General features: G+C 51.5%; 25 protein-coding genes and 1 pseudogene. 19 read left to right on the top strand and 7 right to left on the bottom strand.

What is annotated here, in order from left to right; translation table 11 throughout:
- The first annotated feature begins 172 nt into the window (after window positions 1-172).
- Both L6442_RS22825 and L6442_RS22820 read left to right on the top strand, forming a co-directional pair.
- Window positions 173-985, top strand: coding sequence for a glycoside hydrolase family 25 protein (locus L6442_RS22825; RefSeq protein ID WP_212978810.1), 813 nt, complete (start codon window positions 173-175; stop codon window positions 983-985).
- A 116-nt stretch (window positions 986-1,101) separates the two neighbouring features.
- Entirely contained in the window at window positions 1,102-1,212 is a 111-nt protein-coding gene (locus tag L6442_RS22820; RefSeq protein ID WP_212978809.1) for a YjcZ family sporulation protein, read from the top strand.
- A 234-nt stretch (window positions 1,213-1,446) separates the two neighbouring features.
- Here L6442_RS22820 and L6442_RS22815 read toward each other — a convergent pair whose 3' ends face one another.
- A complete protein-coding gene (locus L6442_RS22815; protein ID WP_194231076.1) occupies window positions 1,447-1,773 on the bottom strand; it encodes an SPW repeat protein in 327 nt (108 codons plus the stop codon).
- A gap of 261 nt (window positions 1,774-2,034) precedes the next feature.
- Window positions 2,035-2,634, bottom strand: a complete 600-nt coding sequence (locus L6442_RS22810; RefSeq protein WP_237100049.1) for a hypothetical protein — start codon at window positions 2,632-2,634, stop codon at window positions 2,035-2,037.
- 491 nt (window positions 2,635-3,125) lie between these two features.
- Between L6442_RS22810 and L6442_RS22805 the strand changes: the two genes are divergently transcribed.
- Together L6442_RS22805 and L6442_RS22800 are read left to right on the top strand one after the other, a co-directional pair.
- Entirely contained in the window at window positions 3,126-4,682 is a 1,557-nt protein-coding gene (locus tag L6442_RS22805; RefSeq protein WP_212978807.1) for an FAD-dependent oxidoreductase, read from the top strand.
- A 37-nt stretch (window positions 4,683-4,719) separates the two neighbouring features.
- Window positions 4,720-5,427: an SGNH/GDSL hydrolase family protein gene (locus tag L6442_RS22800; protein WP_212978806.1), complete on the top strand. Its 708-nt coding sequence runs from the start codon at window positions 4,720-4,722 to the stop codon at window positions 5,425-5,427.
- A gap of 186 nt (window positions 5,428-5,613) precedes the next feature.
- Here L6442_RS22800 and L6442_RS22795 read toward each other — a convergent pair whose 3' ends face one another.
- From L6442_RS22795 to L6442_RS22785, 3 genes and pseudogenes are all read right to left on the bottom strand, one after another.
- Window positions 5,614-6,456: an alpha/beta hydrolase family protein gene (locus L6442_RS22795; protein WP_212978805.1), complete on the bottom strand. Its 843-nt coding sequence runs from the start codon at window positions 6,454-6,456 to the stop codon at window positions 5,614-5,616.
- Window positions 6,457-6,474: 18 nt separating this feature from the next.
- A pseudogene (locus L6442_RS22790) lies at window positions 6,475-6,546 on the bottom strand (hypothetical protein); the annotation flags it as partial.
- A gap of 250 nt (window positions 6,547-6,796) precedes the next feature.
- The gene (locus L6442_RS22785; RefSeq protein ID WP_194231070.1) at window positions 6,797-6,970 is read right to left on the bottom strand and encodes a hypothetical protein; all 174 of its coding nucleotides are present in this window, start codon (window positions 6,968-6,970) and stop codon (window positions 6,797-6,799) included.
- A 212-nt stretch (window positions 6,971-7,182) separates the two neighbouring features.
- On the opposite strand from L6442_RS22785, the gene L6442_RS22780 reads away from it, so the two are divergent.
- The 3 genes from L6442_RS22780 to coaD all read left to right on the top strand — a co-directional run bounded on the left by L6442_RS22780 (window position 7,183) and on the right by coaD (window position 9,753).
- Entirely contained in the window at window positions 7,183-8,166 is a 984-nt protein-coding gene (locus L6442_RS22780) for a GNAT family N-acetyltransferase (protein WP_212978804.1), read from the top strand.
- Window positions 8,167-8,660: 494 nt separating this feature from the next.
- Window positions 8,661-9,275: a 16S rRNA (guanine(966)-N(2))-methyltransferase RsmD gene (rsmD, locus tag L6442_RS22775; RefSeq protein WP_212978803.1), complete on the top strand. Its 615-nt coding sequence runs from the start codon at window positions 8,661-8,663 to the stop codon at window positions 9,273-9,275.
- Window positions 9,262-9,753 (top strand): pantetheine-phosphate adenylyltransferase, encoded by a 492-nt coding sequence (coaD, locus tag L6442_RS22770; RefSeq protein ID WP_212978864.1) that lies wholly within the window; start codon window positions 9,262-9,264, stop codon window positions 9,751-9,753. The genes rsmD and coaD overlap by 14 nt, the downstream gene beginning before the upstream one ends.
- Here coaD and L6442_RS22765 read toward each other — a convergent pair.
- On the bottom strand, window positions 9,750-10,973 hold the full coding sequence (locus L6442_RS22765; RefSeq protein WP_212978802.1) for a nucleoside recognition domain-containing protein: 1,224 nt from the start codon (window positions 10,971-10,973) through the stop codon (window positions 9,750-9,752). The two genes, coaD and L6442_RS22765, sit on opposite strands and share 4 nt — an antisense overlap.
- Window positions 10,974-11,074: 101 nt before the next feature.
- On the opposite strand from L6442_RS22765, the gene L6442_RS22760 reads away from it, so the two are divergent.
- On the top strand, window positions 11,075-12,115 hold the full coding sequence (locus L6442_RS22760; protein ID WP_212978801.1) for a SepM family pheromone-processing serine protease: 1,041 nt from the start codon (window positions 11,075-11,077) through the stop codon (window positions 12,113-12,115).
- On the opposite strand, the gene L6442_RS22755 is transcribed toward L6442_RS22760, so the two are convergent.
- Window positions 12,112-13,350, bottom strand: a complete 1,239-nt coding sequence (locus tag L6442_RS22755; RefSeq protein ID WP_212978800.1) for a nucleotidyltransferase — start codon at window positions 13,348-13,350, stop codon at window positions 12,112-12,114. The genes L6442_RS22760 and L6442_RS22755 overlap by 4 nt on opposite strands.
- A gap of 263 nt (window positions 13,351-13,613) precedes the next feature.
- Here L6442_RS22755 and L6442_RS22750 point away from each other — a divergent pair, with 263 nt between their 5' ends.
- The 11 genes from L6442_RS22750 (at window position 13,614) to smc (ending at window position 25,328) form a co-directional block, all read left to right on the top strand.
- Entirely contained in the window at window positions 13,614-14,123 is a 510-nt protein-coding gene (locus L6442_RS22750) for a YceD family protein (protein WP_212978799.1), read from the top strand.
- 62 nt (window positions 14,124-14,185) lie between these two features.
- Window positions 14,186-14,359 carry a 50S ribosomal protein L32 gene (gene rpmF, locus L6442_RS22745; RefSeq protein ID WP_036645943.1) on the top strand — a complete coding sequence of 58 codons (174 nt, stop codon included), beginning with the start codon at window positions 14,186-14,188 and terminating at the stop codon, window positions 14,357-14,359.
- Between the two features lie 209 nt (window positions 14,360-14,568).
- Window positions 14,569-15,147: a transcription factor FapR gene (gene fapR, locus L6442_RS22740; protein WP_212978798.1), complete on the top strand. Its 579-nt coding sequence runs from the start codon at window positions 14,569-14,571 to the stop codon at window positions 15,145-15,147.
- 1 nt (window position 15,148) lies between these two features.
- Window positions 15,149-16,150, top strand: a complete 1,002-nt coding sequence (gene plsX, locus L6442_RS22735; protein ID WP_212978797.1) for a phosphate acyltransferase PlsX — start codon at window positions 15,149-15,151, stop codon at window positions 16,148-16,150.
- Between the two features lie 4 nt (window positions 16,151-16,154).
- Complete coding sequence (locus L6442_RS22730; RefSeq protein WP_212978796.1) at window positions 16,155-17,144, top strand: beta-ketoacyl-ACP synthase III; 990 nt, start codon at window positions 16,155-16,157, stop codon at window positions 17,142-17,144.
- A gap of 52 nt (window positions 17,145-17,196) precedes the next feature.
- On the top strand, window positions 17,197-18,120 hold the full coding sequence (gene fabD, locus L6442_RS22725; protein ID WP_212978863.1) for an ACP S-malonyltransferase: 924 nt from the start codon (window positions 17,197-17,199) through the stop codon (window positions 18,118-18,120).
- Window positions 18,121-18,445: 325 nt separating this feature from the next.
- Window positions 18,446-19,195, top strand: a complete 750-nt coding sequence (gene fabG / locus L6442_RS22720; RefSeq protein WP_194231060.1) for a 3-oxoacyl-[acyl-carrier-protein] reductase — start codon at window positions 18,446-18,448, stop codon at window positions 19,193-19,195.
- Window positions 19,196-19,275: 80 nt separating this feature from the next.
- Entirely contained in the window at window positions 19,276-19,509 is a 234-nt protein-coding gene (acpP, locus tag L6442_RS22715) for an acyl carrier protein (RefSeq protein WP_019638123.1), read from the top strand.
- 132 nt (window positions 19,510-19,641) lie between these two features.
- Entirely contained in the window at window positions 19,642-20,880 is a 1,239-nt protein-coding gene (gene fabF, locus L6442_RS22710) for a beta-ketoacyl-ACP synthase II (protein ID WP_212978795.1), read from the top strand.
- 12 nt (window positions 20,881-20,892) lie between these two features.
- On the top strand, window positions 20,893-21,591 hold the full coding sequence (rnc, locus tag L6442_RS22705; protein WP_194231058.1) for a ribonuclease III: 699 nt from the start codon (window positions 20,893-20,895) through the stop codon (window positions 21,589-21,591).
- Window positions 21,592-21,758: 167 nt separating this feature from the next.
- Complete coding sequence (smc, locus tag L6442_RS22700; protein ID WP_212978794.1) at window positions 21,759-25,328, top strand: chromosome segregation protein SMC; 3,570 nt, start codon at window positions 21,759-21,761, stop codon at window positions 25,326-25,328.
- Window positions 25,329-25,362: the final 34 nt, after the last annotated feature.

Raw genomic sequence — 25,362 nt, 5'->3', positions numbered from 1 at the left:
CGTTGTTTGCAGGGCTTCTTTTTCTTTGCCGCAGATGTTGGAGGGGAAGTCGGGGCGCGGACATATTTTCGCTTCGCCCGGTAAAAAGTCCATGCAGAAAGATCATGCACATACATAAATATATAAAGAGCTCCATGGTTATAAGCTTGGATAAAGCAAGGGAGGTGTTGCTGTGCAAAGCCGAAGCGGCAATCATGCCAAAGGGATCGATGTTTCGCACTGGCAGGGGATCATTGACTGGAAGCAAGTCAAACAAGCGGGATATTCCTTTGCATTCATCAAAGCAACGGAAGGAGCGAAGCTGGTCGATGACCGGTTTCGGGCAAACGCTCAAGGCGCCAGATCAGCCGGTTTGCTTGTTGGTGCGTATCATTTGACGCGTGCTCAAAAGCCTGAGGATGTAAAAACGGAGCTGGAGCATTTTGTGCAGACGGTAGAGAGCGCTGGAGGAATGTCTTCGTTCAAACTGCCGCTAGTTTTGGATATCGAAACAAAAGAAGGCGGATCAAAGACGAATATTTCGGCAATTGTTCGTGAGTGGATTGCCCAATTCAAGCAGCGGACAGGCCGGACGCTGATGGTATATACCTTTCCAAACTTCATAGACACTTCGCTCGACAATACGTTTGGCAGCACGCCGTTATGGTATGCCTACTATAACAGCGGGACGCCGGCCAATATAGGCGGTTGGAATTCCTGGGAATTTATCCAGTACACGAACAAAGGCCGTGTTGCCGGAATCAGCGGGAATGTGGACCTTGACGAATTTAAGGGAAGCGAGGCGGAGCTGATGGCTGCATACAATTCACAAGGAACCGGTCCCCAGCCCAATGTGCCCGCATGGAAAGAAGCGGGAAGACAGTGGCTGGTTGACCATGTGGGAATCAGTACGGATTGGAAGGCGGATGACCAGCTGGATATCGGCACGCTTGGCGCCATTTTATCCAAATATACGGCGGCCGTCATTGGTAAGAAGGACGCTTAGGACGGCGATTACCAGTAAAAATAGGCGTATTTCCAAACTGAAATGGGGAAGAGTCTATGCCAAATGTCCCGAAATCCACATAACTTAGAGTATGTTACATGGAAGGAGGGAATGGAATGAGCGGAGTTGTTGGCGGAGTAGGTTACTGCAATCCTTTCGCTTCTACGGGTGCCATTTTGGTTCTCTTTATTTTGCTGGTTATTATCTTGCGTTCTTTCTGGTGTTAATCGATTTGATACTCCAATAGACCGCAGGTCCTCCTCAAACTGCATGACCTCTGATCACGCGCCTTCTGGAGGGCAGGCGGCGGATTTGATAAACAGAAAAAAGCGCAGATCCCGGCGGCATGAAGCAGGATCTGCGTTTTTTTTCTGTGAATCTTGAGCGGGAAAAACAGGAGAATGGACGCCTCTGTTGGCTAAACAACAATCTGCCTCAGGCCTTGGGAAAAGGTCTGATCGTTAATCCTTGGCAGACAGGGTGATCAAATTGAGGAGAACGGTTACCCCGCCGAGAATGATGCTGCTCCACATCACGTTGGATTCTACGGTATATACAAACGGAAAGACTATAAACCAGACGCCTGCAAGCAGCGAAATCCAGTTTTGCCAGGAACCCCATCCGGATCCGGAGAAAGCCCACAGCGAAGCAATTAACTGAACGGCGCCGACAACGACACTCGTCCATAATGCTCCTTTGTCATCAGAGTAGCCCGTGATCCAAGGTGCAATAATAAACCAGATACCGATCAAGGCGACGATGGTATTATCGACGCTTCTTAGCTTCATCCAACACACCTCCGTTTAAAATCGATGCCAACATGAGGGTACGTAAAGATCATATGCGATAAAACAGGGATCATTACAATAATATGTAAATGAAAACGTTACAGCGAACGAAAAAATACGGATTTTGGTTGGCCGAGCCGAGGCCTGCGCCGGCGATACTTTCAGGTCCTTCATGTCCGTGCCGTGGCCGCCATGATGACCGCCGGGATAACCGAGGCACGACAACAAAAATAACGGACGCGCCGGTTTTTGACGCATCCGTTATTTTAGATAATCTCTCGTTTTTAATTGCTCTTTGTGAAGAAGATGTTTATACAGGCGCGGGTGGATTTTGTACCAACTTGCATGCCTGAAAATGGTGACGTAATTTTCCACAGGCGATTTCCATGCATCCTGCCCCTTTTGCAAGTCCTCGCGGTTAATTGCGATTCTTACCGTTTCTTTACTGACGGATTTGCCTCCGTAAGGGTCCGGATTGCCGAACATGCAAATTTCCACCGTACCTATGCCTTTGTTTTTCAGCAGGATTTTACTGTAATGAATAAGCGTCTCCGAAGCTTCTTTCATCAATCGGTCCGGATCTTTGCTTTCATGTTTCAGGTCTACCGTAACCGTTTTGTTGTTTGCCCCTTGGAGCTGGATATCTTTGGCTCGCTTAATGCCGATCACGCCATCGCCTGACGCGTCTTCCAGAGCCAGCTGCACACTCTCGCGTGTGACTTCGCTATTGGGCCACTCAGCTTTTTTCTGCGCTACATTCATCTTGACTGACTCAGGATGCTGCAAACAGGAAGTCAGCAGGAAGCACGCCGCAATCATCATGCCAATAATCTTAAAAGATGCTTTGGGCAGCAACTTCATCCCCCTTCCTTATAAAACATGATACAAATGAAGTCTATCAGAACATCAACAAGAATGGAATAGATACGCTATTTATGACAATTATGACAAAATGTCGTTACATTTTTTTAAACTTTATTTCCTGAAGATGCTTGAGCTGGCGTGTGCGTATTACTAGATGATGGCGCCCGGCTGTTTTTCGTAAAAGTGGTTTTGAGGACGCGAGGGAATTTATGAAATCTGGAGAATTTATTCTTTTTTCGACAAACAAGTGTACTTTTCCTCCAAAAGGCCATATAATACCCATAACATCTTTGATATACACGGACTTATTGTGCCAAAGGGGACGGCTTTTCATCCCCCGTACTTAGAAGGGGAACTGCAGGCTTGCAGATTGATTTGAAAACGGTAACAAAAAATGATTCTAACATACTGCCATACTGCATGCTGCTGCCCAGACATATCTTAAATGCTGTAAGACGAAATGAAGAGGGAAGGGAGCTGGAGAAAACATGTTTGATTTGATCATTTTCGGGGGAGGACTGGGTGGCTGCGCAGCTGCTGCGGCTGCTTGTTCCAAAGGGTTGAAGGTATTGATGACGGAAGAGACGGACTGGATCGGCGGGCAAAGCACTTCGCAGGCGGTTCCTCCGGACGAGCATGCCTGGATCGAAGAGTTCGGCTGTACGGCCAGATATCGTCAATATCGCAATGCTATCCGCTCTTTTTATTTGGCAAACATGCCTGTTGCAATCTCTGCGCGGAGCGAGTTCTTTAACCCGGGAGCAGCTACTGTCAGCAGAATTGCTCATGATCCCAGGGTATCGCTGCATGTATTGAATGAAATGCTGGCTCCTCATTTGCTGACGGGAAGGCTGACTCTTCTGCTTGAGACCGTGGCGGTATCCGTGGAACGAACCGGGAGATCGCTTCAAAGCGCCGAACTGCTGTCTTTAAAAACCGGTAGGCGGTTGAAAGTAGAGGGGCGTTATTTCATCGATGCGACGGAAACGGGAGATATCCTCCCGCTTGCTTCGATGGACTACGTCACCGGTTCGGAAAGCCGCTCCGTGACAGGCGAGGCACATGCTGCGGATGAAGCCGATCCGAATAATATTCAGGGTTTTACTTATGTGCTTTCCCTTGAATATGACGAAACCGGAGACCATGTTATTCCAAAGCCCGAAATGTATGAATTCTGGAAAGAATATCAGCCTCCTCACTGGCCTGGTAAAATGTTGAGTCTCATCGGCCCGAATCCTGTAAATATGCAGCCGAGGGAATACGCCATATTCGAGGATGGCGACAAGTTTTCGCTCTGGAAGTACCGCCGGATCTATGCCAAAGAGCAATACGACGCGAAGGATGCAAATGACATCACTCTGCTTAATTGGCCGCAAAACGATTATTTCATCGGCAATATTTACGGGGTGTCGAAGGAAGAAAAGGAAAAACATCTTTACGGTTCGCAGCAGCTCAGTCTTTCGCTGGTCTATTGGCTGCAGACGGAAGCGCCAAGGCCCGACGGCGGAAAAGGGTATCCGGGACTGCGGTTGCGCGGCGATGTAATGGGAACGGAGACAGGCCTGGCCAAAGCTCCATATATCCGGGAGTCCAGACGGATCAAGGCATTGTATACGATTACGGAGCAAGAAGTATCGCCGGCGTGCCGTTCCGAGAAATCCGGCAAGAAATACGAGGACCGGGTCGGCGTCGGCGCCTACAGCATCGATCTGCACCCCAGCTTCACCGGCGTCCCTTACGTCGATATCCCGGCGCTTCCGTATCACATTCCTCTTGGAGCCTTGATTCCGATGGATATGGACAATGTGCTGGCAGGCAATAAAAATATCGGGACCACGCATATTACGAATGGGTGCTACCGCCTTCATCCAACGGAATGGAATATCGGCGAATCATGTGGAGAGCTTGCGGCATATTGCATCAGGCATGGGTTAAAGCCCGCTGAGGTAAGGGAGAACGATCAGGCACTGCACGATTTTCAGCAGATTCTTCGCGAAGCTGGGGTTGAGCTGGAATGGCCGCATGAATTTTACGGGCAGCGTTAAGGTCTTGCTTACAGCAAATTCCCGGGAAGGTGATTGGATGTCAAGAGTGGATATGATCAAGCCAGGATTATTTTCGCCCCTGCAGGCGGCAGCGGACCAGAGAAGGATGGAATACGACTGCAAAAACGAATGTCTGATCGCGGAGAAAACGCCTATCGATTACCTGTTTATCGGCGATTCGATCATTAATTTGTGGGAGCTTGGGGCCTTCTTTTCTTCCGCGAAAGGAGCCATGATCAACCGCGGTGCGGGCGGGGATACCTGCATGTTCCTGAACAAGCGGCTGGAGGCGGATGCGCTGCAGTTGAAGCCGAACCATATCGTGATGTTGATCGGCGTCAACGACTTATTCAAGATGGACCCCGCTTATGTGCAAAAAAGGGATTTGTGGGCCCCTGAAGAAATCGAAGAGCATGTCGTTCAAAACATTGGCGAGATGGCAGAGCGATGCAAGCAGCGGGGACAGTCGCTTGTGCTGTGCTCTATTTTGCCGACGAATCGAACACAAAGCGAAGTGAATGGCATTCGCAATGAATGCATCGTCCGCATAAACGCCAAGCTCCGTGAAACGGCCGCGACATATGGGTGCATGTATGCCGATTTCCACCGGCATATGACGGCTGAGGATGGATTAACGCTTCGCGATGGGTTATCGGATGATGAACTTCATCCACATGCGGAAGGTTATCGGCTTATGGCGTCAGAGCTTCGCGAAACGTTAAGAGTGCATGGATATACCATTTGAATTCCGTCTTCATCAATCGCGTTTCGGTCAGGAAATAGATCGGGATCGGCATGTAGAAGGAACTAAATCAGCAGCGGCAGGCAAGATCCGGATTCATTATGTTGGGCATTATACAAAAATGGCAGTTTCCGCGAGCCCTGCGGTCTGCCATTTTTTTGGTGAAAGCCGAAAATATTTTCGCCGAACCTAAGGTTCATGTTCGCGGATCCACGCAAACATCCTTTCAATCGCCTGCATATGCATTTCGGGCGGCATGTGGTGGCCATACCCTTCATACCAATGGAGGTCGGCCTCTTTTCCAAGCTCCTTCAAGCGGCGATACATCCCCAGACCGTGGCTGGAATATACTTGTTCATCTTCACTGCCGTGGATGATGAGCACCGGACAGCGGATTCGCTCGGCCATATGGATGGGGGAACGCTCTGCATACGCCCCCGGGTTTTTATTGGGATTACCGACGACCCGCTTCAGCATCCGCCTCAAGTCCACCCGTTCCTTATACGTCTTCGCGAGATCGGAAACCCCGCCCCAAAGAACAAGCTGCGAGATCCACCCGGTTTCAGCAGCCGCGAAGGCAGCGTTGATGGAGCCGCGGGAAAACCCCATCGCCGCGATGCGTGATGGATCGACGAATGGAAGGGCCGCAAGCAGTCGGCAAGCTGCGGGGACATCCTCCATGTCTGCGCCACCGAACTGATCCCGGCCTTCCCCGCCCTCTGTTCCGCGGTACACGGGGGCAAAGACGATATACCCGCACCGGGAGAACCGCTCCAGCCATTCGGTTTTAACCTGCCCGACTCTGCCGATGCCGCCACGGCAATAAATCAGGACAGGCCATTTTTGTTCGCACACATCCTTTTGTTCTTGGATGATATTGCTGGAAATGGCTGTCATCGGCATGTCCGCACCGCCGTAAAGCTGTCTCACATGTGCCTGCAGCTCATTCAGATCAAGCTTATAACCGTAAGGAAGGGATAGATAGCCCTTCACTTTATAATCGCCTGAACGGTAAGTCATATGAATCATCATTTCGCATCAACTGCCTTTTCACAAACAATCCCATGTGTAGAGTACTTTTGAAAAATCGAGGAAAAGCGGATCTTCTTTGCGGATGAAGAAATTACCGACCCCGAATCACCCCATGAAACATAATATTCCTTGTCGTCGCCCTCCATATCCAACCGATAGTCCATGAATTCCGCAGTCCGCTGATTGTTTCGCGTCCGGAAATTGCATTAGAAATCACCTCGGGATATCCGTATGGTCAGGAATATATAATTCCACTTTCGCAAGGAACATTCCTTGTTATATCTTGACAAACATAAATAAAGGGGCTGGATATCCAGCCCCTGGTAAGTTCGATATGAAATTATGAAATTTGCGGTCCCGTCAAAAACACGATGAGGCAGAATGCCGACATCAGGGACGCATAGTAGACAGAATACCGTGTTCTCTTATTATTGTTGTCGAGCAGTTTGAACATAAACAAAAAGCTAAGCACCGGAACAAGCAAATAAGCCATGTACAGAATGATTGTCGCCATTCTTTACACCTCCATAATTTAATTTGTCGGCAGATCAACTTTAATGCTGCCATGCTTTTATACTATCATGCTTTTACGCATTTGTGTGAAAAAGTTTTTGATTTTTTCGGCGGGAATAAAAAAATATACCCAAACTCTACCTCAAAAGGTATACCGAGGGATGAGATAATAAGGACGAAAGCCAATTCTATTCATTTGGGGGAAATCTAATTTTGTCTAACTATACGATTCGCCCGTTGCGCAATGAAGATTACCCGGCAGTCGCTTCGCTGCTCAATCTGATCTTGTCGGAACCAATAACAGCCAAACAGCTCCAGGATGAAGAAAATAGTATCCCGCCGGGCCAACTGCATTATAACGATGACGGTCAACTGATGGGCTGGGATCGACCGAAGTGGGTGGCGGAGAATGAACAAAGAGAGGTCATTGGATATGCGATTGCTTGGCGTGCCCCTTGGACTGAACCGGGCCATTTGAATCTCACCCTAGTTGTTCATCCGGATGAACGCGGCCGTGGAGCCGGCAGAGCCTTGTCTAATGAAGTTCGCTTATGGGCTCAGAAGGTCAAGGCTTCTCGCTTGGTCTGTTTTATGAAGGATAACGATGAAACCTCGCTGGAGTTTGCGCAGCGGCGGGGTTACCAGCAGGAACGGCACATCTTTGAATCCGTGCTGAATCTTTCTGCTTTTACAAACGAGGAATTGTTCCAGAGCATCCGTGCAGCCGAGCAGTCGGGTATTCGGTTCATTACACTGGCGGATGAGCCGGGTGAGGAAAACGAACGGAAGCTCCATGAGCTGTATCGGGTAACCCATCTGGATATCCCGGGATTCAACGAGGATTTCCCTTGGTTCGAAGAGTGGCGAAAATGGAATATTGACATTCCGGGTGTGAGGCCGGAGTACATACATATCGCTAAAGACGGCGAAAGTTACGTCGGTGTCGTCACCCTGCAGCAGAACGAGCAGACCCAGGCGATGTACCATCAATATACCGGCGTCCTGCCGGAATACCGGCGTCAACGGCTCGGTCTAGCGTTAAAAATGCTGGCCATTCGGACCGCGCGTACCTCCAATGTAACTTATCTGAGAACGCATAACGATTCAATGAACGTTCCCATGCTCCGCATCAACCGAGATTTGTTGGGCTTTAAGGCCGCTCCCGGGAATTTCAAAATGGTTTGCAAACTACTCTAAAAATCAATGCATTTTCAGTTTGACAATGCAGGCCGGCCTCATAGCCGGCTTTTTTGGCAGTATAGAATTTATAAGTTTTTTTGGGGGTCCCCGCAAAGTATTTGGAATAAGCATCGAAGCATAGGCTCCACTTTGTGGGGTTATTTTAGTGCAGCAGTCGTTTCAGCTTTAGTAAGGAAGAAGGCACGAAGGTTCGTATTTAGGATTTAAGCAATAAAATCGGGGCCCTCTTTCGAGAGCCCCTTTCATGGGAGAGGAGAAACCGGACGAAGAGCTTATGGGGAAACGTAAGCTTTCCGCGGTTGTCTACGACATTCATTTGATGTCGATAGTTAAAGCATTCCCCCATAAGTCCGTTTTATACATCCTTTGCCAAAAAAGATGAGCATGGTCCTATTTTTCAAAATCGGGGTGATTGTGGTACGATATCGTCATAAAAATTTCCGGTTTTGAACAAAAATAAATCGATTTATGGGATGAAATGGGTGAGCAGCATGAGAGTAGTATCGGGCAGCGCCAAAGGAAGGCCGCTTAAAGCGGTTCCGGGTATGGGCACCAGGCCGACGACAGATAAAGTGAAGGAAGCGATCTTCAGCATGATCGGCCCGTTTTTTGACGGGGGAAACGCCCTTGATTTGTTTGCCGGCACAGGCGGTCTGGCGATTGAAGCATTAAGCAGAGGCATGGACAAGGCATTTTTTATCGATAAGGATCCGAAAAGCATTGAAACCGTCCGTGCGAATCTGAAGGCAACCAAGCTCGAAGGTCAGGCGGAAGTTTACCGCAATGAAGCGGAGCGTGCCTTAAAGGCGCTGGAGAAACGCGGCGTATCTTTTGGCGTGGTCTTCCTCGATCCGCCGTACCGCATGAAAAACGGGGACAAGCTGATGGAAATGATGCATGAAAAAAACATGCTGGAAGATGATGCGACCATCGTTCTTGAGCATGAATCAGGACATGACTATCCGGACGCTTTTGGTCCGTTTTCTTGCGTTCGCCATGCCGTTTACGGAGAGACGACGGTGTCTATCTACAAATATAATAAAACGGAAGCGGCCTTGTCCGAAGACAAAGCCGCGGGGGAAGGGGAACATGATGACAACGAATAAGCGCGTGGCTGTTTATCCAGGGAGCTTTGATCCGGTTACGATGGGGCATTTGGACATCATCCAGCGTGCGGCCAGGCAGTTTGATGTTTTAATCGTGGCCGTGCTGATCAACCGGAGCAAGCAGCCGCTATTTACGATTGAAGAGCGGATGGAATTGATCCGTCAGGTGACTTCCCATCTTCCGAATGTGGAAGTGGACAGCTTCCAGGATTTAACCGCGAATTATGTACGGATCCGGAATGCGCAGGCGATCGTACGCGGGGTGCGTTCCGTGACGGATTTTGAATATGAACTGCAAATCGCATCCACCAACCACAAGCTGAATCCGGATGCCGAAACGGTCTTTATGATGACAAATCCTAAGTATTCTTATTTAAGTTCGAGTATCGTCAAGGAAATTGCCGCTTATGAGGGGGATGTAAAAGATCTGGTCCCGCCCGAAGTGGAAAAAGCGATCCGTTTGAAATATAAAGGTTAACGTGAATGCTTGCGCCGAATCTGCAGCAGCATAAGCAGCAGGGAGCAGACGAGCATGGCGGCCAGTACCGCTCCCTGCCAACGCAGCAGCTGCGGTACGGCCTGCCATAAGCTGAACCAGCCGCTTGCATCGGCCGGCAGATCTCCACGGCTGCTGAAAACCTGGCTTGTATTTTCTGGAAGAAGATAACATAACGGCCATATGATCCAGGTCGCCGCGAAGGCGAGAGCTCCGTGGAGAAGTCGGATGAGGACGAAGCGGAGCCGGCGGATGTTCGCTTTTTTTAAAGCCGACATCGATTGCAGTATGGCGCTGATTCCGCTGAAACCGAGCAGTGCCGAAATGACGGACCACTGCATTCTGTCCGAAGCGAATCCTGCGGCAGCTGCATCCTTGGCTCCGAGATGGATTTCGAACAGTCCCGACAGCCAATATGAGGGAAAGAAACCGGACACAATCCGGCTTACGATTTGAATGACGACCGCGAATATGATGATATATCCGCCAACCATCATCAAGGTTTGTACGGCATTTGTAACCGAATCCCCGAGCAATCTGCCAAAGCTGCGGCCGTCCATGGCATGGGCGCGTTTGGCGGACTGCAGGGAACGGTAGACAAAGGAACCTTTCTCCTGGTTTAAGGGTTTCTTAACCGGGAGATTACGCCCGGAGCCGCCTTTGGATGCTGACTTGGCCTCTCCGAGCAGCAGAAAAGCGGATAATCCGGTAATCCAATGCACGGCAAGCAGGATGTATCCCGTCGCCGGATCATGCATTAGTCCGGTTGCGATCACGATCAGGATCAGCATCGGATTGCAAAAATGGGAGAGGGCGGCCAGCTTGCTGGCTTCCTCTGCACTCAAAGCCCCTTGCTCGTTCAATTGGCGGGCTGCTTGGGCGCCGCCGGGAAAGCCGGTTGTCATTCCCATCGCCAGCACCCAGCCGCCGATTCCGGGCAGCTTGAACAGCCGGTTCATGAGCGGTTCAAGCCATGTTCCGAGAGCATGTATCCAACCGTAAGCGATCAGCATTTCAGATAGGACAAGAAAAGGCAGCAGCGCAGGAAATACAATCTGCCACCACAGCCGCAGCCCCTGCAGGGAAGCCTGAAAGGCCGGAGCGGGGGAACTGACGACTGCAGCCACCAGCGAAAGCGCGCCCGCACCCATGAATAGCGTAGCGGCAGCAGGCGTGAAGCGGAGAGGGGCTTTTTTTTTCATGATTTTCACCTCTTCTGTGTAAACATAGCTAGTACCCAATCTATGCGGGGAAGACAACCATAAGACCAGGGAGCAGGATAGCAATGAGAGAAGGGAATAAGATGCAGACAATGAAAAACCGGGGAGCCGCCCGCCTGATTCTCTATATTTTCATGGTAGCCCTGTTGGTATATGTCACGGTTTATATGCCGACGCCTTACATCATTTACCAGCCGGGAAGCGCGGATGAGGTAAAACCGATGCTTTCGGTGGAAAAAGGGGATCGTGAGGAAAAAGGGACTTTTATGATGACAACAGTATCCGCGAGTTATGCGAACCTTGTCATGCTCGTCGTTTCGGCCTTTAATCCGAATGCGGAGATCGATCAGAAGCAGGCGAGACTCGGAAACAAAAGCGAAGATGAATATGCGGCAGAGCAGGTATACCTGATGAGCGATTCCCAGTCCTCGGCGGTCGAAGCCGCATATCATGAAGCGCATGTACCATACAGCATCGTACCCGAGTATTTATTTATTTTTTCTGCGCCGAAGGGCGATGAGGCCCGGAAAAACTTCAAGCCCGGCGACCGTCTTTCCGAAGTGGATGGACATCCAATGAAAAATAACGAAAGCCTGAGCAGTTTTCTGAAAACGAAAAAGGTGGGAGATCAGGTGACCGTGAAGCTGGTCAGAGACGGCACGGAGATTGAAGAGAAGGTAAACCTGATCGAAATCAAGGACAAGGATACGAATAAGACGCGCCCGGGGCTTGGCGTGACGATTGCGACGATGCAAAAAGTGGAGCCGAAGGATCCGGGATTGCAGGTGAAGTTCCAAAATACCCGCGTCGGAGGTCCATCGGCGGGACTTATGTTTACAATGGAAATCTATAATCAATTGACTCCAGGGGATTTGACAAAAGGTTATCAGGTTGCGGGCACGGGAACGATCGATAAGGAAGGGAATGTGGGTCCGATCGGCGGAGTTCAGCATAAAATCGTAGCCGCCGACCGGAAGCATGCGGAGATCTTTTTTGTTCCGAAGGATAACTATGCGGATGCCAAAGCCAAAGCGGACAAAATACATGCGCAAATGAAGCTCATACCCGTAAATACGCTGGAGGACGCCATCAACTACATGAATGGCCTGCAGCCCAAATCTTAACGCGAAAAGCGGATGGGGGCTTCCAGGTAATCCCTGAACATATGACGTGTTTCCGGATTCGGGAAAGCATTGGCATATGCGGCAGACGCTTGAAGATCGAGTTCCAGCTGAGGGTGCTCGAACGAAGACGGCTTAACGATAACCGGCAAGGAAGCCGTTTTTTTCATCTTCTTCAACAGCTCCCGGCCGCCGCTGCTGAATCCGAGCACGCGCAGATATCCCGGGCCTGCGGCAAGGGCTGGCGCCGACATCTCCTCCTTTGTATGCCGCAGCAAAATATGGGTTAGCATCCGCTGCAGTTTCGTATGCGTGTAGCGTTTGGTTTTGAGCGCCTGCAGCAGCTCAGCCACCTCCGGTTTTCCTAAACCAGGCAGGACGCGCCGCAGACGGTATTCGAGCCCTTCGGTTACTTCGTGGAAGGCTGCCAGATCCCGCGGGGAGCTGGTAAGAAGCAGATTCAGCAGCGGCCCGCGGAAGGAGCCCCAGGTAATAGGCCCTCGTCCTTCCCGAAATTCGCGGTCGATAATGCCCAGGGTGAATTCCGGCAAATACGGCGCGGCCGCGCTTAAATCCTGCTCGAGCAGCAGCTTGCGGACCGCCGTTGCGCTGGCGATTTTGGCGTGGGCTGGCATTTCGTCATGATACCCGGCATGGATTCGGGGAATGGTAAGAGGGCGGACCCTGCTGCCGAGCCGTTTCAGGGCGATCAGGTAATGAAGGCCGAGGGTATGGTTGGGCTGCTGCAGCACGTCCAGTATTTCTTGTTCCATGCCTGCAAATCCAGCCGCGGCAGCGGCCGCTCTGCTGTACGCTGCAGGGTAATTCATGCCTTCGTTCAGGTGAAAACCGATTCTCTTCTGCAGCTCCGCACTTTCATCCGCAAGGATTCGGGAGAGGGGAAGCAGCAGGTCCAGCGTACCGCTTTCCGTTCCGAAGCAAAGGCTGTCCACCACGCCGGTAGCATCCAGAAGGGCGGCGGCGCCGAAGGCGAACCACTCCGCAGGCTGGACGGCGTAAGCGACAGGCAGCTCGATGACCAGGTCCGCTCCCATGGCCAGAGCCATTTCGGCCCTGGCGAATTTGCTCACGATTCCGGGTTCGCCCCGCTGAAGAAAGGGACCGCTTAGGATCGCTACGGTATGCTCTGCTCCCGAAATTTCTTTGGCTTTGGCAAAGTGATGGACATGGCCGTTATGTAAAGGGTTATATTCGACGATCAATCCGACGGCAGACATGAAACGCTCAACTCCATCCGTTTGTTGATTCTTTAAAGAGGTTGTTCAAAAAGTACGCTTTTGCTCACGGTGCTGAAAACCGACTTTCTTGAACGCGCGCTTAAAGTCAAATATATAAGAAATGAGCCGCCTAGCGCAATGGTATCGAAACGGGACCGGGGCCTCCCATTTTTGCTGTTCCAAATAGCAAAGTAAAGGTCTAACTATTGACAAAGCTTGCCGGAAATCGGTATAATAATTTTTGTTTGTTTGGAGTGATGTTTATGCACTTTCAATTTAGAAAAATGGCAGCCGGCAGCGAGCCGCTGCAGCTCCGTCAGCAAGTGGATGTAAGCCGTTTGGTTCAAGGGCTTGGCGATATCAAGGTTCCTCAGCCGCTTCTGGCGGAACTGAAGGCGACTTATGTGGGCCAGGATACGGTAGATGTTCAAGGAAAGCTTTCCATAGAGCTGGATATGGCATGCTCCCGTTGCTTGAAACCTGTGCATCAGCACCTAAACATTCCATTTCATGAGCAGTTCAAGCTTGTGAAGGCTTCTGAAGAAATTCAGGATGAGGATGACGACATCATTTACGTGAATGAAGAGGATGTGGATCTTGTTCCGTATGTGGAGGAATCATTCGTTCTTCATATTCCGCTTACCGCCGTATGCAAGGAAGATTGCAAGGGGCTCTGCCCGAACTGCGGTACGGACTTGAATGAAGGAAACTGCAGCTGCGATACGGAAGTGGTTGATCCACGACTTGCGGCGCTGAAAGATTTTTTCAAATGAGCATGCAAGATTGTTACCTGAGGCTTAGAGCCTTCGGTTGATTGAAATAAGGAGGTGGGAACATGGCAGTACCTCAACGGAGAACGTCCAAAACACGTCGCGACAAACGTCGTACTCACTTTAAACTGGCAGTGCCAGGTATGGTGAAATGTGAACAATGCGGAGAATTGAAGCTTGCTCACCACGTATGCAAAGTGTGCGGAACGTATAAATCGAGAGAAATCATTTCGCAATAATGTAAGAAATCAAGTAGTACTTCATCTTTGGTGAGGTGCTATTTTTTTGTCTGCTCTTCCTTTTTGTCTTGCCATGCTATATACTATTTTAGTACCAGGTTCTAAAATGATTCGGAATAATAATGAAAAGCATACGCTTTATTTCTATAATCGCCCCGAAATAACAGGAACAATACATTAAAGTATGGGAGGTGCCTCTGATCGAACGGTTGCCCAAGAAACAGCGACATCAGCAGCTTTTAAAAATTATTGAAGAAAATCCGTTTGTGACGGACCGCGAGTTGACCCGGGAACTGAAAGTCAGCATTCAGACGATCCGCCTTGACCGCATGGAACTTGGCATACCGGAACTGAGGGAACGGATGAAGCAAATGGCCGAGCATTCGTACGATCAGGTGCGTTCGCTCCCGCTCGACGAGGTTGTCGGCGAGGTCGTGGATCTGCAGTTGGACAAGAGCGGCATCTCCATTTTTGAAATCAGGGAAGAACATGTATTTTCGCGTACGCATATCGCACGGGGGCATTATGTCTTTGCCCAAGCCAACTCGCTTGCGGTTGCCCTAATCAATGACGAAATCGCGCTGACGGCTTCGGCGGATATCCGCTTTTTGCGCCAGGTCCATCTGGCTGAAAAATGCATTGCCAAAGCATATGTCAGATCGATGAGCGGACATAAAGGAAAAGCGAAGGTAGAGGTTTTTACCTACGTGGGCGAGGAAATGGTTTTTCAAGGCAATTTCGTCATTTACCGGTCAACAGGGGAAGAACATATTGAAGGGGGAATGTAGTATGCGGATCGCCATCGACGCCATGGGCGGCGACAACGCTCCTGAATGCAATGTCGAAGGTGCTCTGGCTGCAGCCGCCGAATGGCGGGATACGCAAATCATATTGGTTGGGGATGAATCCAAGCTTCGACCGCTTTTGCAAAAAAACGGCGGTGCGGTTCCTTCCAATATAAGCGTCCATCATGCGGGAGATGTCATTGAACCGGAGGATGAGCCTGTGAAGGCGGTGCGGCGCAAAAAAGACGCTTCCATGGTGGTGGCCGGACGCATGCTGAAAGACAACGAGGTCGATGCCATGATTTCGGCCGGCAATACCGGCGCTATGATGACGACGGGACTTCTGGTTGTCGGGCGGATGAAAGGCATTGAACGGCCGGCTCTTGCCCCGATGATCCCGACGCTTGACGGCGCCGGCGTGCTGGCGCTTGATCTGGGCGCCAACATGGATGCAAAACCTGAACATCTTGCGCAATACGCGCTGATGGGCAGCCTCTACCGGCAAAAGGTGATGGGAATAGAGCGGCCGCGCGTAGGCCTGCTGAATGTCGGCACCGAACCCGGCAAAGGGAATGAGCTCACGAAGCATGCTTTCCCGCTGCTCGAGCAAATGCCCATCCATTTCGTAGGCAATGTGGAAGCGCGCGATATCATGTACGGAACCTGCGATGTGCTGGTTTGCGACGGTTTTGCCGGCAACATTCTGCTTAAGGCTATCGAAGGTACGGCCGGAGCGATGTTCAAACTGCTGAAGGAGCAGTTCAGCCAGAACCTCAGAAGCAAGCTGGGGGCGGCAATGTTGATGCCTCAGCTTCGCGGTCTCAAGGACAAACTGGATTACAAGGAGCATGGCGGCGCGCCTTTGCTTGGCCTCAGCGGCCTGATCGTCAAGAGCCATGGCTCGGCGGATGGAAATGCGATTAAGAATTCTGTGCGCCAAGCGAGGATTGCCCTTCAGAATCAATTGGTTGAAAGCATTTCAAATGAAATTAGCGGAAGAGAGTGACGATATGAGTAAATTGCGGCCAGTAGGGATCATCGGTACAGGGAAATATGTGCCGGAGAAGATTTTGACCAATGCCGATCTTGAGAAAATGGTGGAGACCAACGATGAATGGATCGTATCCCGGACCGGGATACGCGAGCGCCATATCGCTGCGCCGGACCAGGCGACATCCGATCTGTGTTACGAAGCGGCGCTGAAGGCGCTGGCGTCTGCGGGCATGACGGCCGATCAGCTTGACCTCATTATCGTTGCCACCGTGACGCCGGATACGTTTTTTCCATCGACAGCTTGCATTTTGCAGGATAAGTTGGGCGCGAAACAAGCGGCTGCATTCGACTTGTCCGCAGCCTGTTCCGGTTTTGTCTACGGGCTGGCGACCGCGCGCAACTTTATCAGCACGGGCATGTACAATAATGCGCTGGTCATCGGCGCAGACTGCCTATCCCGAATCACGGATTACACGGACCGCAATACATGCGTGCTGTTTGGCGACGGGGCTGGCGCTGCCATTCTCGGCGAAGTGCCTGAAGGCCGTGGATTCCTATCCTTCGACCTGGGAGCGGAAGGCGCCGGGGGCAGCCTGCTGAAGCTGGAAGCGGGCGGTTCGCGTATGCCGTCATCCTCGGAAACCATTGAAGGGAAGAAACATTACATTTATATGAACGGCCGCGAGGTGTTCAAATTCGCGGTACGCGTCATGAACACCGCCACGGAGGATGTCTTGAAGAAAGCGGGCAAAACCAAAGGGGAGATCGATCTGTTCGTGCCTCATCAGGCCAATATCCGGATCATTCAGTCCGCGATGGAGCGGCTTGACCTTTCTTCCGACAAATGCGTCATTAATGTTGACAAATACGCAAATACATCGGCGGCTTCGATCCCGCTGGCTCTGGCGGAAGCCGCTGAACAAGGACGGATGAAGGAAGGGGACTGCGTGCTGATGGTTGGTTTTGGCGGCGGTTTGACCTGGGGAGCATCCGTATTGATCTGGTAATCGTCTAATTATTTTTCGACTTCATAAGCATCGTAACGAGAGGGGCCGCATGATGGGTAAAACGGCATTTGTATTTCCGGGGCAGGGTGCCCAGTCCGTTGGCATGGGCAAAGATTTTTACGAGGCAATTCCCGCCTCGCTGGAGGTTATTGACAGCGCGGACCGTGCGCTGGGGTTTTCGCTGTCCCGGCTTATGTTCGAAGGACCGGACAGCGAATTGAAGAAGACGTTTAATACGCAGCCGGCTTTGCTTACGGCAAGCGTCGCTGCTCTTGCGGCTTTGCGGGAAAAAGGGTTAACACCCGATTTTGTCGCAGGCCACAGCTTAGGGGAATACAGCGCGCTTGTCGCATCCGGAGTGCTTGGCTTCGAGGATGCGGTTCAAATTGTGCGCGCCCGCGGCGAATATATGGAAGCCGCCGTTCCGGGCGGTCAAGGCGCTATGGCGGCGGTGCTCGGCGCTGACCGTGCCGCGCTCGAAGAGCTTTGCCGCAGCATCACTGAAGGCGGTCATCTTGTTGAGATGGCCAACATCAATTGTCCGGGCCAAATCGTAGTGTCCGGTTCCAAAGAAGGCGTTGCGGCCATAGGCGAACGCATCAAGGAAGCCGGGGGCAAGCGGGCGATTCCGCTGGAAGTCAGCGGCCCGTTCCATTCATCCTTGATGAAAGGAGCTGCGCAGCAGCTTGCAGCCAAGCTTGAAGCGGTTTCCTTCCAGGAACCGGAGGTTCCGGTTGTGGCTAACGTGACTGCCCGCCCCGCGGAGAACGCGGAGCATATCCGCAAGCTTCTGGTGGAACAGGTGTATTCTCCCGTCTTGTGGGAGGATACGGTTGCCTATCTTCTTGGAGAGGGTGTCGATACCTTTGTTGAGATCGGCCCGGGGAATGTTTTAACCGGCCTGATCAAGAAAATGGATAAGACTGTAAAACTTATCAATATCCAATCTTTGGAGAGCCTTTCCGAAAACTTTTAAGACTATTTGAAGTACGTGTTCAAAAAGGCCGGTTTTCAGCACCGAGAAGGTTGGATGAAGCTAGGGACGAAAGGAGCGGAGCGTACGTTTAGGTACGTGAGCACCGGAAGGCCCGGCTGAATTCAAGATTCGATGTCGATCCTGCTTCCTGATTCACTTCGTGTTAGATATAGAATTTATAAGTTATCTATCTACGCTGATGAAATTCTATATCGCAAGAAAACCTACCGCTGAATCGCGGTCGCTCATCCTTGGGTTGACCTCGATTGGTTTTCTTATCAAAAGCGGACTCCCCGTGTATACCAAGAAGAAAGGAGAAACATGCATGTCCAAACCACTTGAAGGACAAGCGGCGCTTGTCACCGGCGCATCCCGGGGGATCGGCCGCAGCATCGCGCTGGCGCTGGCTGAAGCCGGGGCCAACGTTGCGGTCAATTACTCGGGCAGCGAGGCTGCCGCGCAGGCTGTTGTGGAAGAAATCAAACAGCTTGGCGTGCAGGCGTTTGCCGTTCAGGCGAATGTAGGTCAAACGGAGCAAGCCGAAAACCTGATTAAAGAGGTAACAAACGTCTTTGGCCGGATCGACATTCTGGTCAATAACGCCGGGATTACGAGAGACAATTTGATTATGCGCATGAAAGAGGAAGAGTTCGATCAAGTGATAGAAACGAACCTTAAAGGCGTATTTAATTGCCTCAAATCCGTCAGCCGCCCGATGATGAAGCAGCGCTACGGCCGCATCATTAATATTTCGTCGGTGGTCGGCGTACTTGGCAATGCCGGCCAGGCCAATTACGTTGCGGCGAAAGCCGGTGTCATCGGTTTGACCAAATCTTCCGCGCGCGAGCTTGCTTCGCGCGGCATTACGGTCAACTGCGTGGCTCCGGGCTTTATCGATACCGACATGACCCGCGAGCTTTCCGAGGATCTGCGAGATAAAATGATTCAGGATATTCCGCTCGCCCGTCTCGGACAGCCGGAGGAAATTGCCAAAGTGGTGGTTTTCCTGGCTTCTGAAGGGGCATCCTATATGACAGGACAAACCCTACATGTAGACGGCGGCATGTACATGTAATGACCGCAAGAGAACCGTTTTCACAGCCTCTGGCAATTTGAAAACTTTTCTCGTATAATACCAAGGAGGAGGTGAACCGGATGTCCGATGTATTGGAGCGTGTAAAACGCATCGTCGTGGATCGTTTGGGTGCTGACGAAGCTGAGGTAACACTGGAAGCATCTTTTAAAGATGATCTTGGTGCTGATTCTCTCGACGTTGTTGAACTCGTCATGGAATTGGAAGACGAATTTGATCTGGAAATCTCTGATGAAGACGCAGAGAAAATTACGACCGTAGGTGAAGTTGTAAATTACATACAATCTCATACCTAAGTCATTTGATAAGTCCCGTACTGCTCTACAGGCGGGACTTCTCCTCATTTTGAAAGTGAAACCATAATGATGAATATATTTGCATTGAACCGTCAGGAACGGGACATGCAGTCGATATAGAGGTGATTGTGTTTGAGTCATAGAGTGGTTATTACCGGAATGGGCGTTGTGACGTCACTCGGCCATGACCTGGATACGTTTTGGAATAACTTGATGGCTGGCAAATCCGGCGTTTCCCGGATCGAATCCTTTGATGTCAGCGACTACCCAACCCAAATTGCGGCTTCGATCAAGGACTTTAATCCGGAGGACTTCATGGACCGCAAGGAAGCGCGCAAAATGGACCGTTTCGTCCAGTTTGCCGTTGCCGCCGGAAAAGCTGCCCTGGAACATAGCGGCCTGGATATTGAAAAGGATGCGGACGCCAACCGTGTAGGGGTGTCGATCGGTTCAGGGATCGGCGGGCTCGGAACATGGGAAGATCAGCATAACATTTTGCTTGAAAAAGGGCCTAAACGTGTCAGCCCGTTCTTTATCCCGATGATGATCGCCAATATGGCTTCTGGACAACTGTCCATCATGCTCGGGGCTAAAGGACCGAACACGACGCCGGTGACCGCTTGCGCGACAGGTTCTCATGCTATCGGCGATTCCTTTAAGCTGATTCAGCGCGGCGTTGCCGATGTTATGATTTGCGGCGGGGCGGAAGCGACCATTCGACCGACCGGTATGGCGGGCTTCTGCGCTTTGCGCGCCATGTCGACCCGCAATGACGAGCCCGAAAAGGCAAGTCGTCCGTTTGATACGGAACGCGACGGATTTGTTATGGGCGAGGGAGCAGGCATCCTCGTGCTTGAATCGTTGGAGCATGCGCAGAAGCGCGGAGCGCATATTATTGCCGAAGTAGTCGGCTATGGCCTGAGCGGCGATGCTTATCACATCACCGAGCCGGATCCGGACGGACCGGCACGCTGCATGACGATGGCTTTGAGTGATGCGGGACTTGCGCCGGAAAAGGTCGACTACATTAACGCACATGGAACTTCGACGCCTGTAGGCGACCGCTCCGAAACGATCGCCATTAAGAGGGCTTTGGGAGAACATGCCGCCAAGGTAGCGGTCAGCTCGACTAAATCGATGACGGGCCATCTTCTTGGAGCCGCCGGCGGCATTGAAGCGGTTATTTGCGGATTGTCGCTGCAGAATCAAAAGATTGCGCCTACCATCAATTTGGACAACCCGGATCCGGAATGCGACTTGGACTACGTGCCGAATCAAGCGCGCGATGCCAAGCTTAATGTCGTGATGTCCAACTCTTTTGGTTTTGGCGGCCATAACGCCACGATTATTCTTAAAAAATTCGATGAGTAAGGGGACGATTTGTTGAGTGGAGATCTGAAGCAGTTACAGCAGAAACTTCATATCCAATTTCACAATCGGCTGCTGCTGAAACAGGCCTTTACCCACGCTTCTTATGTCAACGAACACCGCTTTAGCCAGCAGCAAGATAATGAACGTCTGGAATTTCTGGGCGATGCCGTGCTGGAGCTGACGGTCTCCGAATATCTGTATCACCTGTTTCCGAACCGTCCCGAAGGTGAACTGACGAAGCTGCGCGCGGCCATTGTATGCGAGCCGTCGCTTGTGAAGTTTGCGGAGAGCTTGGGATTCGGGCAGTACGTGCTGCTTGGCAAAGGGGAAGAGCTGACCGGCGGGCGTACCCGCCCGGCTCTGCTTGCGGATGTGTTTGAATCGTTTGTCGGTGCCCTTTATCTTGATCAGGGGCTGGAAGCAGCCCGTTCGTTTTTGCAAACTTATGTTTTTCCGCAAGTCGAGTCAGGGGATAATCTTCAGATGAGCGATTACAAGACAGAACTGCAGGAATTGACGCAACATCATAATATGGGCGTTCTGGAATACCGGATTGTGGAAGAACGGGGTCCGGCACATGAGCGCGAGTTTGTCTCCGAGGTTTACATGGGGAATGAGCGTGTGGGAAGAGGAACGGGCCGCTCCAAAAAAGAAGCCGAGCAGCAGGCTGCGGCAGTTGCGCTGAAGCAGCTGAAACTGGCTGAAATTTGACGGCTCCCTGTAGAAAGTCAAGGACAAACAAAGAGCAAAGAGCAGTCGAACACAATGAACGGCAGAAGCCTTCAGACTGCTTTTTGCTCTTTCTTCGTTGCTAAGGCTATCTCTCCTATATGGCGCAGGGTTATGGTATTATAACGTTTAGAGGTGATTTGGGATATATGTTTTTGAAGCGGATTGAATTATCGGGTTTTAAATCATTTGCCGACAAAACCGAAATGGAGTTTGTCCGCGGCATTACAGCGGTCGTAGGTCCAAACGGCAGCGGCAAAAGCAACATTTCTGACGGCATCCGCTGGGTTCTGGGAGAACAAAGCGCCAAATCGCTGCGCGGAGGAAAAATGGAGGACATTATTTTTGCGGGGAGCGACGCGCGTAAAGCCGTCAATTTCGGCGAAGTGTCGCTGACGCTGGATAATGAAGACCATGCCCTGTCTCTGGATTTTAACGAGGTTACGGTTACGCGCCGGGTACACCGGAGCGGAGATAGTGAATATTTTATCAATAAGCAGTCCTGCCGGCTTAAGGACATTACCGAGCTTTTTATGGACACCGGCATCGGCAAAGAGGCTTACTCCATTATTGGACAAGGCCGGATTGAGGAGATTTTAAGCACGCGGTCAGAGGACCGGAGAGGCATTTTTGAGGAAGCGTCCGGAATCGTTAAATATAAATCGCGGAAAAAAGATGCGGTCCGCAAGCTGGATGAAACCGAGCAGAATCTGCTCCGCATCCATGACCTGGTTACTGAACTGGAAGATCAAATCGGGCCGCTCAAAGAACAATCCGAAAAGGCAGTCCATTATAAACAGCTGCGTGAGCAGTTGAAAAACAAGGAAATTTCGCTTTATGTCTATCAGATTGAACAAATTCATGCGGCATGGAGCGAGGCAAACGCGAAGCTGAAGGTGCTGCAGGAAGAGCAGCTTCAGCTTTCAACCGTGGTGTCGGCCCATGACGCCAAGCTGGAGAGCGACCGAGCGGCCTTGCGCAAGCTGGAGACGGAGGTCGAAACGCTTCAGGGCGAGCTGCTGCAGTACAGCGAGGCCTACGAGAAAAGCGAAGGTTATGCGGAGGTGCTGCGCGAACGCAAACGCAACCTCGAAGCCAACCGTGAACAGCTGTTGGGTGCGCTGAGCACCGGCGATGAACGTTTTGAGGATAGAAAAGCCGAAATCGAACTGCTGAAGACGAAACTTGAAGCTTCACAGGAAGAGTTGAAGCAGCTGCGCGATCATTTGTCCGCCGAAGAGTCCAAGTTGGCTGGGGTAACGGACGGCATCAGCCAGCAGCAGGAGGAAAACCTTAAGGGGTCACTTCTCGAGCTGATGAACCAGATGGCTCAAGCCCGGAACGAAATCCGTTACGCCGATCAGCAGCAGGAAGCGCTGGCGCGCCGGATGAGCCGGGCCGATGAGGAAACAGGCAAATGGGAAGCCAAAAAGGAAGAGCTTATGGGCCGGAAGCAGCAGCTGGATGCGAATATCGAAAAGCTGGGCCGGGAAATCCGTGAGCTTCGGGGCAGCTACATAACCGAAAGCGAACGGTACCAGTCGCTGCAGAAGCTGCTGGATGAAAGCCAGACGATGCTGCGCAAATGGGAACAAAAGCGGGAGGCGCTTATTTCCCGCCGTGATACGATGAAGGAAATGGCCAATGATTTCGACGGCTTTATACTTGGCGTCAAGGAAGTGCTCAAAGCTGCGCGCAAATCGGTTCTGCATGGCGTACATGGAGCGGTTGCGGATTTGGTGCGCGTTCCGGAAAAGCTGGAGCTGGCTGTAGAAACCGCGCTTGGAGCATCGCTCCAGCACATCGTTATGGATAACGAGGCCGTTTCGCGCCAGGCGATTGCTTTTCTGAAGCAGCGACAGCTTGGCAGGGCAACCTTTCTGCCGCTGGATGTCATCCGTCCGCGCCTTATTTCCTCGGGCGACCGTTCCATGGTGGAAGGCGTGGAAGGTTTTATCGGCATCGCGGCGGATTTGGTCGAGTACGATGGCAAATACGCTCCGATCATCGGCAGCCTGCTCGGTAACGTCATTTTGGCGGAAAGTCTGGAGGTAGCGAATAAAATCGCTGCTCGCTGCCAATACCGTTACCGGGTCGTTACGCTGGAGGGCGACGTCGTTAATGCGGGCGGATCGATGACAGGGGGCAGTCAGCATAAAAAAAACAACAACCTGCTTGGCCGCAAACGCCAGCTCGACCAGTTGGACCAGGAAATAACCGATACGGAAAGTCAATTGCGCAAGCTGGCCCAAAGCATCCAGGATGTGAAAGATCAGCTTGCCGAGACGCAGGAGAAACTGGATGGGCTCCGCCATACCGGCGACGAGAAACGCATCGAAGAACAGAACTTGTCAGGGGATTTGAAGCAGCTGGATCATGAGCTGAAGCATGTGCTTGAACAGGTTGAAATGGCGGGACAAGAGAAAGACGGATTTAACGAAGAAAACCGGGAACTCCAAAAGTCGCGGGATGAAGCTGTGAAAAAGCTTGCTCAGTTGGAGGAGGAAGAGAAAGCAACGCATCAGGCGATTCAGGCCGCGGAGTTTGCCCGCAAGGCAAGCGAATCGGCCAAAGAAGAGCTCCAAACCCGGCTGACGCAGCTTAAAGTCCGGGAGGGTAAGCTCGATCAGGAGTGTTTCTCGCTCGAAGATCAGCTGCGCCGCATGCAAAGCGACTTTAACTCTCAGGATAAAGAGCTGCGGCAATCCAAGACGCTGCTGGCGTCGATCGAAGCTGATCTGGAAACCAACGCCAAGGAATCGATCCAGCAGATCGAGGATCTTAACCGCTACAAGCTGAAGAAGGAGCAAGCTTCGGAGCAGCTTGATTTCAAACGGGCTGCCCGCACGCAGCTTTCGAAAAAGCTGGAGCAGGATGAAAGCGAAACGAAAGAGCAGCGGACGCAGCTCAAGGCGGTGGAAGATCAGCTCCGGCAAACGGAAATCGGCGTGAACCGGCTCGATGTGGAACTGGAGAACATCCTCAAGAAACTGAGCGAGGATTATGAATTGAGTTATGAACTCGCCAAGATGAGATATCCGATTCCCGAAGACGTTCCGGCCGTACAGGCCGAAGTTCGCGAGCTGAAGCGCAGCATCACCGCGCTGGGCGACGTCAACCTCGGAGCTATCGAGGAGTATCAGCGCGTAAACGAGCGTTACCAGTTCCTCAGCGAACAGAAAGAGGATCTGGTTGAAGCCAAAACAACGCTGTACGAGGTCATCCGGGAGATGGATGATGAAATGTCCAAACGGTTCAAACAGACCTTTGACGCCATCCGCCACGAGTTCGGCACCGTGTTCGTCAAGCTGTTCGGCGGCGGGCGCGCTGATTTGGTCCTGCTCGATCCGGATCATCTGCTGGAGACGGGCATCGATATCGTCGCCCAGCCTCCGGGCAAAAAACTGCAAAACCTGCAGCTGCTTTCCGGCGGCGAGCGGGCGCTTACGGCGATGGCGCTGTTATTCGCCATCCTGCAAGTCAAACCGGTTCCGTTTTGCGTGCTGGATGAAGTGGAAGCGGCGCTGGACGAAGCTAACGTCGTGCGGTTTGCCCAATACTTAAGGGAGTTTTCCGAACAAACGCAGTTTATCGTCGTGACCCACCGCAAAGGAACGATGGAAGAAGCGGATGTTTTGTATGGCGTTACCATGGAAGAGGGCGGGGTATCCAAGCTGGTATCCGTCCGTTTGGAAAATGACGAGGCTGAGATTGCCTGACCGTAAGATCATGAAGATGAGAGATGGAGGAGAC

Origin of the sequence: Paenibacillus azoreducens, from assembly GCF_021654775.1 — a bacterium.
In the GTDB taxonomy this organism is placed as follows: domain Bacteria; phylum Bacillota; class Bacilli; order Paenibacillales; family Paenibacillaceae; genus Paenibacillus_AQ; species Paenibacillus_AQ azoreducens.
The sequence above is the reverse complement of the archived record's forward strand: the minus strand, read 5'-3'. Positions and strand labels throughout refer to the sequence as shown.